14 protein-coding genes are annotated in these 12574 nt (G+C 36.9%); 3 read left to right on the top strand and 11 right to left on the bottom strand.

Features of this window, described 5'->3' with window-relative positions:
- Positions 1-239 precede the first annotated feature (239 nt).
- Both ACQKM9_RS00495 and ACQKM9_RS00490 read right to left on the bottom strand, forming a co-directional pair.
- Entirely contained in the window at positions 240-692 is a 453-nt protein-coding gene (locus tag ACQKM9_RS00495; protein ID WP_427731674.1) for an IDEAL domain-containing protein, read from the bottom strand.
- A gap of 109 nt (positions 693-801) precedes the next feature.
- Positions 802-1140, bottom strand: coding sequence for a hypothetical protein (locus ACQKM9_RS00490; RefSeq protein ID WP_427731672.1), 339 nt, complete (start codon positions 1138-1140; stop codon positions 802-804).
- A gap of 328 nt (positions 1141-1468) precedes the next feature.
- On the opposite strand from ACQKM9_RS00490, the gene ACQKM9_RS00485 reads away from it, so the two are divergent.
- The gene (locus ACQKM9_RS00485) at positions 1469-3040 is read left to right on the top strand and encodes a hypothetical protein (protein ID WP_427731670.1); all 1572 of its coding nucleotides are present in this window, start codon (positions 1469-1471) and stop codon (positions 3038-3040) included.
- Entirely contained in the window at positions 3037-5814 is a 2778-nt protein-coding gene (locus tag ACQKM9_RS00480) for a DEAD/DEAH box helicase (protein WP_427731668.1), read from the top strand. Before ACQKM9_RS00485 ends, ACQKM9_RS00480 begins: the two co-directional genes overlap by 4 nt.
- Before the next feature lie 299 nt (positions 5815-6113).
- On the opposite strand, the gene ACQKM9_RS00475 is transcribed toward ACQKM9_RS00480, so the two are convergent.
- Positions 6114-6557: a single-stranded DNA-binding protein gene (locus ACQKM9_RS00475; protein WP_427731666.1), complete on the bottom strand. Its 444-nt coding sequence runs from the start codon at positions 6555-6557 to the stop codon at positions 6114-6116.
- Between the two features lie 261 nt (positions 6558-6818).
- Between ACQKM9_RS00475 and ACQKM9_RS00470 the strand changes: the two genes are divergently transcribed.
- Positions 6819-7241 carry a YwpF family protein gene (locus ACQKM9_RS00470; protein WP_427731664.1) on the top strand — a complete coding sequence of 141 codons (423 nt, stop codon included), beginning with the start codon at positions 6819-6821 and terminating at the stop codon, positions 7239-7241.
- 56 nt (positions 7242-7297) lie between these two features.
- Here the strand turns inward: ACQKM9_RS00470 and ACQKM9_RS00465 are convergent, their stop codons facing one another.
- The 8 genes from ACQKM9_RS00465 to ACQKM9_RS00430 all read right to left on the bottom strand — a co-directional run bounded on the left by ACQKM9_RS00465 (position 7298) and on the right by ACQKM9_RS00430 (position 12562).
- On the bottom strand, positions 7298-7603 hold the full coding sequence (locus ACQKM9_RS00465) for a hypothetical protein (protein WP_427731662.1): 306 nt from the start codon (positions 7601-7603) through the stop codon (positions 7298-7300).
- Between the two features lie 116 nt (positions 7604-7719).
- The gene (fabZ, locus tag ACQKM9_RS00460; RefSeq protein ID WP_427731660.1) at positions 7720-8157 is read right to left on the bottom strand and encodes a 3-hydroxyacyl-ACP dehydratase FabZ; all 438 of its coding nucleotides are present in this window, start codon (positions 8155-8157) and stop codon (positions 7720-7722) included.
- Positions 8158-8197: 40 nt separating this feature from the next.
- Entirely contained in the window at positions 8198-8497 is a 300-nt protein-coding gene (locus ACQKM9_RS00455; protein ID WP_427731658.1) for a DNA-directed RNA polymerase subunit beta, read from the bottom strand.
- Between the two features lie 30 nt (positions 8498-8527).
- Positions 8528-9367: a flagellar hook-basal body protein gene (locus tag ACQKM9_RS00450; protein WP_427731656.1), complete on the bottom strand. Its 840-nt coding sequence runs from the start codon at positions 9365-9367 to the stop codon at positions 8528-8530.
- 39 nt (positions 9368-9406) lie between these two features.
- Positions 9407-10246: a flagellar hook-basal body protein gene (locus tag ACQKM9_RS00445; RefSeq protein ID WP_427731654.1), complete on the bottom strand. Its 840-nt coding sequence runs from the start codon at positions 10244-10246 to the stop codon at positions 9407-9409.
- 69 nt (positions 10247-10315) lie between these two features.
- The gene (locus ACQKM9_RS00440; protein WP_427731652.1) at positions 10316-11311 is read right to left on the bottom strand and encodes a rod shape-determining protein; all 996 of its coding nucleotides are present in this window, start codon (positions 11309-11311) and stop codon (positions 10316-10318) included.
- Positions 11312-11518: 207 nt separating this feature from the next.
- Entirely contained in the window at positions 11519-11794 is a 276-nt protein-coding gene (locus ACQKM9_RS00435) for a sporulation transcriptional regulator SpoIIID (RefSeq protein WP_038180010.1), read from the bottom strand.
- A gap of 111 nt (positions 11795-11905) precedes the next feature.
- Positions 11906-12562 carry a peptidoglycan DD-metalloendopeptidase family protein gene (locus ACQKM9_RS00430; RefSeq protein ID WP_427731650.1) on the bottom strand — a complete coding sequence of 219 codons (657 nt, stop codon included), beginning with the start codon at positions 12560-12562 and terminating at the stop codon, positions 11906-11908.
- Positions 12563-12574 lie beyond the last annotated feature (12 nt).

The following is a 12574-nucleotide window of genomic DNA, read 5'->3' as shown; positions in this document are numbered from 1 at the left end:
ATAACTATTACTGGTATTCATCGAAAGGGGATGTATTGAATTGGAAAAGAAAAAAAATGTGAAATTGGATTTCTACGATTTTGTAATTAATGCATTTGGGGTTTTTATAGCACTTTTAATTATTTTTGTATATGTATTAACACATTGAGGGCAAGTTAAAAGCACCTATCGTTTTATTAATGATAGGTGCTTTCTATGTGGTTTGGTTATTCAATTGATAATCCTCCGTTAGTACGATGCTATAGTTTGTGTGTTAGTGTGATAAATAAATTTTCATCTCGAACAGCAAGTGCATGATCTATAAGGCGAAGTTTGTTGTCCTTTTCAAGTTGAGTGATTAGGTCTACTACTTCCTTATTAGTACTAATGAATTGCTCTGTTTTGCCCTTTTCCTTACTCAGCTCAAGGGAGTCGTAAATAATTTTCAGATGATCATGGATGTTAGATATGGTTAGCAATTGATACAACGGTAAGCGTATGAAGCGACTACCTTTTTGGAAAACAAATACTTCAGATAAGTTTTCAATTTGTAAATTATTTAGATTAATAATGATTTCCTTGCCCTCTACTGGGACAAAATGATATAGCTCATCTTCTTTGGTAATGGAGAAATATTGATAAGCAAATACTAACTTTAGTCGATTCCCCTCTTTCTTAGTATAAAAAGGTTCCATTCTTCGTACATGTAACATGTAAGCCACTCCTTTTTATAGAATTTTCAGATTATTTATATGGTACCATTATATGCTCATTTAGTGCAGATAAAAAGCAAAAGAACAAATTTCTTTTGCCTTCTAGAATTTAGCTCTTTTTCTTCCTTCCATATGTAAAAAAATAAAAAGTATTCGGCTCAGCGATTACATAAATAGTGGTTAATAAAGCTTTTAAATTCTCCTCGCTTTGCTCGTATGATATTCTTCGTTGATGTAGTAAAATATGGTTCCGGGTTAAGTCTACACTAACTGTATCGAAAAAGTGATTATCAATGTAAACGTCGTGGCGTTCTTCATAACTTCCCTCAGAAGAAATGATGACCTTTTTAGATCGGTTTTTAGGTGCATAAACTAAATACCATTTAAAAGATTTAACTGAATGTATGGATGATCTAAAATCAGGAATTCGAATCATATAACGTGCCAATCAATCACCTTCCTAATATTATTATTTATTCCAATATTTAGTTATATACATTCTCACATTATTCTCTTAAGAATTCAATAACATAATGAAAAAGTACCCTGTTTTATTGAGTTTCTTCATGATTTAGATGTTTTTTTTTAATAAAACCAGACTTTCTTCACTATTTATCAATTCATACAGTATGCTTATAGCCGCTTATTTTCAGGAAATATAATATTATTCTTGTTTGATTAGTTATATAAAAAAATAAAGACTGTCCTTATGCATTTACGGATGACCTGAAATAGCCGTATAATGAAAGGAACGATTTTTTTCAGGAGCGGAATGTATGAATACAAATATTTCAGAAATTGCCAAAAAATATGAAGATGCTATTCGCAATAATATGGCTGCAATTGAATTAGAGCTGAATTCATCAGTTCCCGAGGATGAAGAGCTTGTCAGAAGAGCAGCTTTTTTAGCACGCCATAACTATGTGAAAATTTCCTCATATAGTGAAGTACTTAATATACTTCATTTTGTTGTGCAGGATGCTACTCCTGCTACGGCAACGTTATATATAAACGATGATTTATTTACATGCGATTGTCGTAATAAGAAATGGTGCCGCCATAAATTAGCGGCGATGTTCGTGTTATATCAATATGTTGATTCACTGTCTGGTTGGCTCGAGAATTTCCGTTCTCAGAAGTTAAATCAGCTTTCTTTATTTAAAGATGAGCGTACGCCTGAAAGTTGGCTTAAGCTTGTAGAGAATATTTACAAAGTGAATTTATATAATCAACAATCATTAAACCCTTATTTAATTGAGAGTATTTTCGCTGATATGCAGTCTCAGATTGCAAAACATACGCCATTAGAACGTGAATGGCGCAGTTTATATCAATTATTTACGCATATGGCACTTCTATCTCATACTTGGAAGCACCTACATCCAGCTAATGAGTCAGCGCGCTCCTATATGATCAATTTTATCGAGCAAGAAAGCCAGGCATTAAAAGATTATATTCGCTTAACTGCTAGTAAATCTCGTCTTTTTGCGACGGATCCGTTCTATGATACATTGCAACAAATGACGCATTATTTCCTTGTAAAACAGGAAGGCTATTTTGAAGAGCGTTTGTACATTTACACATTGTTTTGGGAGTCAATGTTTAATGAGAAAAAGCGACGTGAGCTTGAACTTGATATGCTTCGAGCAGAAAAAGACTTTTCGAGTGATGTAAATGTAGAAAGCATCCGAGCTATGTTCTTCCTTATGCTGAAAAAGTATGATGATTTACAACAATCATTGGCACAAATTAAAGTCGATGAGTTATTAGTATGGCTTGATCTAGCTCATTTTGCAGACCGCAATGAGGATTCAGAAGCGTTACAAATGATTTTGCGTTCGATGCTTCCGCTGTTAGATGAATTCATCAATAGTTGGCTAGCAACGAGGTATCGTTCTAATTTCGTCAATACTTTTAATCGTCTTTGTTCAAAAATAGATTTAACTGATGAAGAGGCAGAGTTACTCTTTACAGCTTCTGGTATGTATGGCATGCAACCTTTTTCACATTATTTGATTGAAAAGGAACGTTATTTAGAATGGGCTGCTCTGCATCATCGCTTCCCTTCTTCATTAGCTTATTTGGAGTTATGTGGTGTGAAGGATGTATTGGAGTATAAACCTGAAGTTCTACTTCCTCTTTATCATGCACTTGCATTAGAAGAAGTTTCTCAAAAATCGAGACAACATTATAAACAAGCCGTCCGAGTTTGGAAGAAAATGAAGTCTGCGGCGAAGAAAAGTGCAAAAAATGAATATTGGAATCAATATGTCGAAACACTTCGACAACAATATAAACGATTACGAGCTTTACAAGAAGAAATCGAGAAAGGAAACCTAAAGCTATGACAACTATTTCAAACGTGCCATCTACTTTCATGAAATCCATCACGCTTGGCATTCAAACCGAGTCCAATCAGTCGTTCACGTTGCAAGCTTTTAAATCCGATGGACAACCAATGTTTACACATGAATGGCTTCCTTTTCTCTTTTTCCACTACGAGGCTACTTTTTATGGTTTAACGGCTAATCATACGGAGGAATTTGTTACGTTAACGCCCCTTGAAATGGTTGAATTATTTTCTCAAAAAGAGCAACATCCTTTTGTTCAATACGAAGGTATCGACATGGCTTCAGCGAAGTGGCTGACTGCAGCAAATGAAGCCTCTAGTTTTTGGTACTCTCCTCGACTATGGGATTCAATTTCACTTGACGAAGAAGAACAAAAGTTGGAGCTAAAGGTTCCATTAGCTGAAACAGCTGCAAATTTACTAGAAAATGCATTAATGCAAAAAATGGTAGAGGCTGGTTTGCGTTTTACAGATTTACAGCCATTGTTACCTTTCTTCCGAAATGGCGGATGGCCAATTACAACCAAAAATGTTCATGATGAAATTTTCGTCGCTTTACGGTTACGTGAACCGGAGGAATTATCTGAGGATTGGGTTTTAGAGACCGTTATTCGTGGGAAAAAAAGTGCAACTTATTGGGCACCACCTATGCGCAAGCGCGCTTTGAAAATCGAAAACGCGCTGCCTGATAAGTGGAAGCAACATGCTGACGGAATAGAAAAGCTACAAGGTCAAATGTCTAGTTTATTGCATATGCATGACTATATGGAAAATGCAGATACCAGTTTATTCTTGTCATTAACTTTATCGGATGCAGATGTTAGACAGTTTTTACGTGCAGATTTTATTCGCCTACAAGCACTTGGTTTTGAAATCATTTTACCCGCTTGGTTAAAAGACATAAAAGATTCTCGTGTGAAAGTACGAGCTAGTGCTAACACTGCTTCAAATTATAAATCAGCTGCTGGTCTACAAGAAATTCTGACGTTTAATTGGAAATTGTCCTTGAACGGTCAAGAACTAACCATGGAGCAATTTCAACAAATGGTCAATGATAATCGTGAATTTATACGTGCTGGTACAGAATGGGTACGGGTGGATGCGGCTTGGATGCAAGAGATCCGTAAACTAATGGATAAAGCTGAAAATGAAAATTGGACCGTTCGTGATCTGCTATTCCAGGAGTTGCCTGAAGAACTTGTTGTACCAGTGGAAGAGGATGAGGATGATTCTGCGGATGATCCATTCTTCCAATTTGAAATTCAGAAGTCATTGAAGGACTATGTGAAAAAGCTACAAGATAAAAAAGGTTTGCCGTCTGTTCCTGTATCAGATAAGCTACAAGCTTCTTTACGTCCTTATCAACAGGAAGGTTATGAATGGCTGACATTCATGCGTAACCAGCAGTTTGGAGCTTGTTTAGCTGATGATATGGGACTCGGCAAAACGGTTCAGCTTATCTCCTATTTATGTCATGTCTATGAAGAGGAAAAGCCACCGACTCTAATCATTTGCCCAACTTCTGTTTTAGGCAACTGGCAAAAAGAACTTGAACGATTTGCCCCTTCTTTAGAGGTTTACTTACATTATGGTGCAGGTCGTTTGAAAGAAGAATCACTAGTTAGTTATTTAAAAGAGCAATCCCCTCAAGTTGTGTTGACAACGTACGGAACTGTTACACAAGATGCAGATAGCCTTGAAAAATTGAATTGGGCTTGTATTGCACTTGATGAAGCTCAAAATATAAAAAATATGCAAACAAAGCAATCTAGAGCGATTCGTAAGTTGAATGGTGAACATCATATTGCATTAACAGGGACACCTGTTGAAAACCGCTTGTCCGAGCTATGGGCTATTTTCGACTTTATATACAAAGGTTACTTAGGAAGCATTCGTCGCTTCCAAGAAGATTATATAGCTCCGATTGAGCGTGATGATTCTGAAGCTCATAAGCAAAAATTACGTAAAAAAATCCAACCATTCCTATTACGTAGAACGAAGCAGGATCCTGCACTAATGCTGAATTTACCTGATAAGCTTGAACAGCTTGAATACTGTCCATTAACACAAGAACAGGCTGTGCTTTACGAAAGCTTTATCCAAGAAACAATGCACAAGCTCGAAACATTAACTGGCTTTGAACGTAAGGGTTTGATTTTGAAAATGCTTAGTAAGTTAAAGCAGTTATGTAATCACCCCGCTCTGTATTTAAAAGAACCATTTGATAATGCAGTGGATATGCTTCCGCGTTCAGAAAAGTTAGATCGCCTTGTAACACTTGGCTCTGAAATTGCCAGTAATAATGAGCAATGCTTAATTTTCACACAGTATATCGGTATGGGCCACTTACTACAACATTGTTTCTCTGAAATTTATGATATAGATGTGCCGTTTTTAACAGGAAGTATGCCTAAGCAACAGCGCGATCATTTCGTTGAATCATTCCAAAAAGGTGAATTCCCTATTTTCATCTTGTCTTTAAAAGCAGGTGGGACCGGTCTAAACTTAACGGCAGCCAATCACGTTCTACATGCTGACCGCTGGTGGAATCCTGCAGTGGAAAACCAAGCGACAGACCGTGCATACCGTATTGGGCAAACTCAATTTGTACATGTCCATAAGTTCATCACGACAGGAACTATTGAAGAGAAAATCGATACACTATTAACTGAAAAACAAGCATTATCAGAAGATCTCATCCAATCAAGTCAGTGGATTACTGAACTAAAAGACGAAGAAATCCTAGATCTATTGTCATTCAATTTTAACTAAATTATTATCGATAAAATCCGGCTATGATGATAGCCGGATTTTTTTTGATCTCTCCCGTTAGATCTTATTCACATACTATCGTTATTTCTACTTCTTACTTCCCCTTCCCAGATAGATGAAATTGCAATGCAATGATTTATCATTACTTTTACTGCTTCATCCGTGGTCGAGCCCAATTGCTTGATCCGATGTTAATACCATAATCTATGAAACATTCTCCTTGTAAGGTGGTAGATTATTTGGTAATTCAATTAAGAAATTATGGACCTATTGGTGCGGTCTTCCAATAGGGATATGGATTAAACAATCGGTAATTTTTCTTTTTCAGTATTAGGTAAATGAAATTCTTTTGTGAATTCTGCTACAGATGCTTGTCGTGTCGTTAGACCCGCTTCTGAAGCGACTTGTTCATGTCTACCTTCCCTGTCTTTCAAAACGAGAAAACGGACGTCCTCTCCAATGACTTCCGTTATATAGATTCTTTTGCCATCCTCCTTTTGATAAGAGCGTGATTGTACGCGGCCACTAACCCCTATTAGTGATCCTTTGCCACAATACTTCACAACGTTATCTGCCAGCCTTCCCCATGCTGTACAGAAGATGAAATCAGCTTCTATTTCTCCGTTTTGATTTTTGTAGTTTCGATTTACAGCAAGAATAAAGTTAGTTTGAACCTTCCCTTCATGTAACTTTCTTAGTTCAGGATCCTTTGTAATCCTTCCTACTAACGAAACTTGATTCAATGTCTCACCTCCTTTTGCTTGAATGTAAGTTCATCTTATTCTGGAATGAGTAATTACGCAAAGTCTTAAAAATAGATTTTGGGCTATTTTTGGTATGTATAATTAGCTTTTTAAACGTGTCAATTTAAGTACTTTCCTGTAAACTGTTGTCTTATATAGGTTTTCTATTTTAGAATGACTGTACAAAAGTGAAAATTGGAACATTTAGGTATATGTTATAATGGACATAATACATTACATAAAGGATGGTGGTTAGTTTTAGTGAAAACGTTTAAAATGCTCTCTATTGAATTGTTACAGGATGATCAGTTGAAGTCATTTCCTTTAACAGATGGCATCATTATCAATCAAGAGAATAGCCATAAATCATGGGTTTTGGAAATGTATATGGATCGCCAATATAAAGCTGTTTTTGAGCCTTATTTAGGAACCGATGAAATTTTAGAAGTGCGCGCAGTTATTTCTTATCCAGACAATGAACCAGCTGCCTTTAGGGTTGTCGTAAATGCCGTGAAGGAAATAGACAATCAAGTTTCCGTATTGCTGAAAGGAACACTAAAAACGATACGTCGTCAATATGCGGAGCTACTACTGGCTAAGCTAATTGATGAGGGTCATGAAGGTGATGCACTTTTAAATCAATTTAAAACGGATATGAAAAATAGACCACGAATAATACCGTAAGAAACGATAAAAACTCGGCATATTTATACTATGCCGAGTTTTTTGTTAATCTTTTTTTATCTATTGTCTCTATGATCTTTATTAAGATTATCCTCGACGATTTCATCATTTGGTGTTACGTTTTCGTCTATGATTTTCTCATTTGTTGTCTTCTCGTCTATGACTTTATTGTCACCTGGTACCGTTTCATTCACACGTTCGTCATGAACGTCTGGCGTAACGTTTTCCACTCCTTTATTAACATCATCCTCGACACGCTCCATTGGCGTTTCGTTTTTTAGAGGCTCGTTTGCTTTATTAGTATTACATCCAACGAGTAAAAGTGAACCAAGCAATAGCACTGCTGCAGGTTTAATCCACATAAAAAAGTTCCCTCCTTTCTGCAATGTCATATCCATCACACACTATACGTGCGATATAACATATCTTGTCCCGAAAGAAGGAAACTATCCTAAAAAAAAGTGATTTGAACTTTATTTTATGCTTTTTGTACTGGTCCAATTGCAAATAAAATGTCTGCTTCGCAAACTAGCTCCCCGTCAACTGTTGCCTTAGCATGTCCCTTACCCATCACACCACGTAATTTAGTAAATTCTACTTCTAAACGAAGTTGATCACCAGGAATTACTTGACGTTTAAAACGCGCATTATCAATTCCTGTTAAGAAAGCTAATCGTCCTTTGAACTCTTCAGACTTCAATAGCGCTACTCCACCAACTTGTGCAAGTGCTTCGATAATCAAAACACCTGGCATCACAGGGTATCCTGGGAAATGACCATTGAAAAATTGCTCATTAATTGAAACGTTTTTTAAACCTACCGCTCTTTTTCCTTCTTCCAGTTCAAGAATACGGTCTACAAGTAAAAAAGGATAACGATGAGGTAAAATCGCTTGAATTTGATCTGCAGTTAACATTTTAGTCCTCCTAATATGAAAGGTTCTGAAGAAATAATGATTATTTGTCCACTACGCCGTTCATAATATCAAATATATGGCGCCATGTAGAGACTTTCAGTGTATCTAATGCATCGCCTTCACCAATAACACTATAACCAATCATTGCACCTGACACAGCCGCTATGACAAGCAAAATGAATACGACAAGGATTCGCATCCCGATTGGGAATAGTCGTAAATTTGACCACCATTTCATATTAACTTCTTCTTTAACCTCTCTCTCGATTTTTGCTTCTTTACGAGTCATTGGCTTTGAAGTATTAGGCTCAGTCGCGTTTTTTTTCATATTGTTTGTCATAACTTGTTTTTCTCCTCTGTTCAGATTGCTTTATCGAATGCCGTTAATAAGACCTAACATTTGATCTGATAAAGTAATCGTTCTAGCATTAAATTGATAAGATCTTTGTGTATTAATAAGCTCAGTCATTTCTTTAGACGTATCTACGTTCGACATTTCTAAAGAACCGTTTTGTAATCCAATCTCAGCACGGTCTGCACCTTGTAAATTACGAAGGACTTCACCTTCTGTCACACCTAATTCATTTAAGTTTGTAGGGAGACCGATGTATGTACCCGAAATATGTTCCATTAGTTGGGGACGTTGAAGCTCCGTAACAGCAAGTTCTACTGTACGTTTTGAACCGTCATCAAAAGTAATATTCAGTTCACCATTGTCTTTCATACCAAATTCCTTTACGTTTTCAGGGAAAATAATTGGATTTCCATCAGCACCAGCAACTGGATAGCCATCTGCATTTACTAGCATGGCATTGTTATAATCATCGGTTGATATATATAAATCCCCTTGGCGTGTATAGACTGTACGGTCGCCATTTTCACCATTTGGCATGATGATATTCAAGTATTGCTTCGGCTTTGTGAATGAAAAGTCGAGAGAACGTTCTGTCGTTTGAATATTCCCCTGCTTCCAAACCGTTTGTGCTTGAGCAAGTTGTGCCCCAACACCAATACGAATTCCTATTGGAGATTGGCGCTCTGTCTTATCAGACTTGTCATTGTTAAATTGTTGATATAATAATTCGCCAAACTTTGCTTCCTTAGCTTTGAAACCATGCGTATTACTATTCGCTAAGTTATTGCCAATTGTATCAAGCTGTTGTTGTAATTGAGACATCGTGTTGGAAGCGGAAATCATTGTACGTAGCATATCATAGCCCTCCTATGTATTTCAAAAATACTGTTTCTGTTACACTTTGCCAATTTCGTTAACGGCTTTATCCATACTACGGTCATAGGCTTGTAAAACCTTTTGATTTGCTTCGAATGCACGGTATGCTGTCAGCATTTCTGTCATCGTTTTACTAGCATCAACATTTGAGCGTTCAATATAACCTTGTTTTAAATTAAAGCTGACACCATTTACTGTGTATGCAGATGGTAAATCTTCACCGTTGTATGTACGATATAGTCCGTTATCTTGCTTTTGAAGTGTATCTGGCTGTGCTGCGTATGATACGCCGATACGTGCTACTTCTTGTTCTCCAGCTCCGATAATACGACCGTCATCCATAATTTGATAATCATCATTTTGCAACTGTATACGCTGACCTCTATCTGATAACACATAAAGACCTTGTGCATTTGTTAAGTAGCCTTGTGGATCTAAAGTGAAATTACCGTTACGTGTATACGTTTCTCCTTCTGTAGGATGCTCTAAACGGAAGAATATTGCACCTTTAGCGCCTGTTTCTGCATCTGTCGGTAATTGGTTATCAACTAAAGCAACATCAGTGGTTAAATCAGTGGCTGTAATTTGACCTTGTGAATAGTCTGGTAATGTTTCTTGCATATATACGCCTGCATTTAATGCACCAATCTGATTATTGGTTGTTGTGTTTAGTCCACTCTCTAAATTTGTACCTGACTTAGTCATACGCGACATAAGCATATCTGGGAAAGAACGAATTGTAGATTGGTCTGCTTTATAACCTGGTGTGTTGGCATTGGCAATATTATTTGACAGTAATTCAGTACGTCGCTGTTGCGCAATCATTCCTGTAGCTACTGTATAAAACCCACGAAACATTGTAATCACCCTTTCATCAATAAATTAAAGTATATGCGATTTCTATACTTTCTTTATTTCGGCTACAAATCAAATATGTTTTGATACTTTGTCCATATTGTTGAGCATAATGCCTGTTCCTTCAGCAACACAGTTCATTGGATTCTCTGCAGAAAGTACTGGTACTTTTAACTCGTCCGTTAATAATTGGTCAAGACCGTGCAATAATGCTCCACCACCAGTAATCATAATACCGCGGTCAATAATGTCTGCTGATAGTTCAGGAGGTGTTTTTTCTAATACGTTTTTAGCTGCTTGTACAATCATTGAAATCGATTCACGTAAAGACTTTTCAATTTCAGCAGAACCAATTGTAATTGTTCTTGGTAAGCCTGTTACCATGTCTCGTCCTCGAATGTCCATCTCATCTTCTCGGCTACCGGCATACACTGTACCGATCGTCATTTTAATTGATTCGGCTGTACGTTCCCCAATTAGTAATTTATATTCTTTTTTAATATATTGTAAGATATCATTATCGAATACATCTCCTGCAACCTTAATGGATTCAGAAGTAACGATATCTCCCATTGATAGTACAGCAACATCTGTAGTGCCTCCACCAATATCAACAACCATATTCCCACTTGGTTGGAAAATATCCATTCCAGCTCCAATAGCAGCTACTTTTGGCTCTTCTTCTAAGTAGACATTACGACCACCAGATTTCTCTGCTGCTTCACGAATAGCCTTTTGTTCAACACTTGTAATATTTGTTGGACAACAAACTAAAATACGTGGCTTTGAGAGAAATCCTTTAACGTCTAGTTTACTTATAAAGTGTCTTAACATCGCTTCGGTAATATCAAAATCAGCAATTACGCCGTCTTTTAATGGTCGAATCGCAATAATATTGCCTGGTGTTCTCCCTACCATCTTACGTGCTTCTTCTCCTACAGCAAGCACTCTGTTTGTATTTTTATCTATCGCAACAACAGATGGTTCATTTAAAACGATTCCCTTACCTTTAACATGGATTAATACATTAGCAGTTCCTAAATCAATCCCAATATCCTTAGAAAACATGGAACTTTCCCCTTCCTTCACATAACAGCATTTATCGTACATTTTATATATGTAATTATCTAGAATATTTTATCATATCAAGGGGGAAATTACATCTACATATTTTATGGAGATAGCTTATATGAACGGCTTGTTAAAGGTTTTCTTTCAATCTAGATCTACGTTTTCATTTTCCTAATAACGTAAAAAGACATCGAAGCATATTGCCTACTTCGATGCCTTCTCCATAGTCGATTGTCGGGCTAACCATTTTTTCCTTGTAGCCTCCCCACCTCGTATGTGACGTACCGATTTATGGTACGCCAGAATTTCACTAACTTCCTTGGCCAACTCTTCATTTACTTCATTGAGACGTTCTGTTAAGTCTTTATGAATAGTGCTTTTTGAATAGCCTGTAATTTGTGCCATCGCTCTTACGGTTTGCCTCGTTTCTTTCAACATAAACCCAAGTTTCAAACAGCGGTTGCGAATATGTTCGTGCACATTCTCTTCCTTTCCACAATGTACGAACGTTTCTTCAACTTATGTTTGCTTGGAGCTTTTAAGAACTAAGCATTCCTTATTTCGTTGATAAATGACATTATTCAGCTAAATTTAAAAAGGTAAGATTTTTTTAGGGTTAACATTAACCCCATCTTCCAAAACTTCGAAGTATAAGTGATTACCTGCTGTAGGATTCCACTCGTTTTCGATTGTTTTACCAAGTACTTGTCCTTGTGAAACTTTGTCGCCCTTTTTAACTTTGATATCGCCTACAGAGCTATATTTCGTCGTTGTACCATTTGGATGTGCAATAACGATTTCGTTGCCGATGAATGGATCCATCTTCACTTCCTCTACATTACCGCTCATAACTGATAATACTTCAAATGGTTTCCCATCAACTGAAAGTGAGATACCGTTGCTCGTAGTGAACGTTTGATTGAACACAAGCAATGCGCCTTCTCTCGTTTTTTCATCTGCTTCGACATCGTAAAAGTCTTGTACGATTGCTACTTCATCTAAAAGATCCTGTTGGAATGGGTATTTCATAGACTCTGCCTTAGCATTTGTTTCAACTGATGTACCTGTCTCGCCTTTACTTGCTAAATTCGTAGCGTTGTTAGTGTCTGGGTTTGTATAAGCACTATATCCCCATACAAGTCCTACTAACAGAATTGAAAAGCTTGCATAAATAGTAGGCCAAAACCAACGCTTTGTTGTGACACTACCTTTTTTCGGAGAAGGGTTTGGTGTTTTTTCTTCCCTCATTGTCATCACCTC

The sequence above is a fragment of the Viridibacillus sp. NPDC093762 genome (genome assembly GCF_050279675.1).
Taxonomy (GTDB): Bacteria; Bacillota; Bacilli; order Bacillales_A; family Planococcaceae; genus Viridibacillus.
Note: the sequence above shows the minus strand (reverse complement) of the source record. Positions and strands in the feature narration are given on the sequence as shown.

Coding starts and splice junctions, on each gene's coding strand:
- ACQKM9_RS00495 (WP_427731674.1), bottom strand. CDS start 692: ATGTTACATGTACGAAGAATGGAACCTTTTTATACTAAGAAAGAGGGG.
- ACQKM9_RS00485 (WP_427731670.1), top strand. CDS start 1,469: ATGAATACAAATATTTCAGAAATTGCCAAAAAATATGAAGATGCTATT.
- ACQKM9_RS00480 (WP_427731668.1), top strand. CDS start 3,037: ATGACAACTATTTCAAACGTGCCATCTACTTTCATGAAATCCATCACG.
- ACQKM9_RS00465 (WP_427731662.1), bottom strand. CDS start 7,603: ATGTGGATTAAACCTGCAGCAGTGCTATTGCTTGGTTCACTTTTACTC.
- fabZ (WP_427731660.1), bottom strand. CDS start 8,157: ATGTTAACTGCAGATCAAATTCAAGCGATTTTACCTCATCGTTATCCT.
- ACQKM9_RS00455 (WP_427731658.1), bottom strand. CDS start 8,497: ATGACAAACAATATGAAAAAAAACGCGACTGAGCCTAATACTTCAAAG.
- ACQKM9_RS00450 (WP_427731656.1), bottom strand. CDS start 9,367: ATGCTACGTACAATGATTTCCGCTTCCAACACGATGTCTCAATTACAA.
- ACQKM9_RS00445 (WP_427731654.1), bottom strand. CDS start 10,246: ATGTTTCGTGGGTTTTATACAGTAGCTACAGGAATGATTGCGCAACAG.
- ACQKM9_RS00440 (WP_427731652.1), bottom strand. CDS start 11,311: ATGTTTTCTAAGGATATTGGGATTGATTTAGGAACTGCTAATGTATTA.
- ACQKM9_RS00430 (WP_427731650.1), bottom strand. CDS start 12,562: ATGAGGGAAGAAAAAACACCAAACCCTTCTCCGAAAAAAGGTAGTGTC.